Annotated in this window: 1 protein-coding gene; it reads left to right on the top strand. The window is 60.3% G+C overall.

Going from position 1 to position 1,302, the window contains the following annotated elements; genetic code table 11:
* Positions 1-64 precede the first annotated feature (64 nt).
* The coding region (locus SMC5_RS05935) for a ribonuclease catalytic domain-containing protein (protein WP_119119980.1) at positions 65-1,302 on the top strand (1,238 nt) is incomplete at its 3' end.

Below are 1,302 nucleotides of genomic sequence, written 5' to 3'. Positions count from 1 at the left end.
GACGTTGCTATACTGACAGCAAGACTCAGGCAGAGTCTCACTCTGGAATAAAGGAGCTCCTGCGATGATAAACGAAACCAAACACCGTAGTATTCTAGAAAGCATCGCTCACCGTGTGATGCTCGAGCGAGGATTGCTTCCCGACTTCTCGCCCGAGGTACTGGCCGAAGTGGACAAGATCCAGGAACCCGCTCTTGCCGGCGACGCACCCGCGCATGACCTCCGGACCCTGCCGTGGTGCTCCATCGACAACGACGACTCCATGGACCTCGACCAGCTCACGGTCGCGGAAACCATACAGGATGGAACCATCAGGATTCTTGTCGCCGTGGCGAATGTCGATGCTCTTGTCAAGGTTGGGTCCGCGATCGACGACCACGCACACACCAACACCACGTCGGTGTACACCGCTGCCGAGAAGTTCCCCATGCTTCCCGATAAGCTGTCTACCGACCTCACCTCGCTGAACCAGGACCAGGACCGTCTTGTCGTCGTCGTCGACATGGTCGTTGCCGCCGACGGCACCGTGACAGGATCCGACGTGTACGAGGCCATCATCCGCAGTCATGCCAAGTTGGCGTATAACAGCGTAGCAGCATGGCTGGAGCAAACCGGACCAATGCCGCAAGCGGTCGCCGCTGTGCCCGGCCTGGCCGAGAATCTGTCGCTGCAGGACAAGGCTGCCCAACTCCTGAAGGGGCAGCGCCATGTCCTTGGAGCGCTCAGCCTGCAGACCATCGAGGCAAAACCGCTGTTTGAGGGCGACAAGATCACCGGTCTCGAGGTCCAGGAGAAGAACCGCGCCACGGAGCTCATCGAGGACTTCATGATCGCAGCCAACGGCGTTACGGTGCGGTTTCTCACCTCTCACAAGTTTCCGTCGATCCGCCGCGTCGTGCACGTGCCAAAGCGCTGGGACCGCATCGTCGAAATGGCCGCCGAGCATGGATCCAAGCTTCCAGCCGCTCCCGATTCGAAGGCACTCGAGGAATTCCTGACCAGCGCGAAGGCAGCTGATCCGGTGGCGTTCCCGGACCTGTCCCTCACGATCATCAAGCTCCTGGGACCCGGTGAATACGACGCAGAACTTCCAGGAGCAAACGCCGAGGGCCACTTCGGCCTTGCTGTCCGGGACTACACGCATTCCACTGCCCCCAATCGCCGGTATCCGGACCTCATCACCCAGCGCCTGGCGAAAGCGGCGATCGCAAAGAAGCCCGTGCCATACAGCATCGACGAGCTGACAGCCCTTGCGAAGCACTGTACGAATCAGGAAGACGCCGCCAACAAGGTCGAACGGCA

Origin of the sequence: Candidatus Cryosericum odellii (assembly GCF_003570935.1) — a bacterium.
GTDB classification, from domain to species: Bacteria; Caldisericota; Caldisericia; order Cryosericales; family Cryosericaceae; genus Cryosericum; species Cryosericum odellii.
Note: the sequence above shows the minus strand (reverse complement) of the source record. Positions and strands in the feature narration are given on the sequence as shown.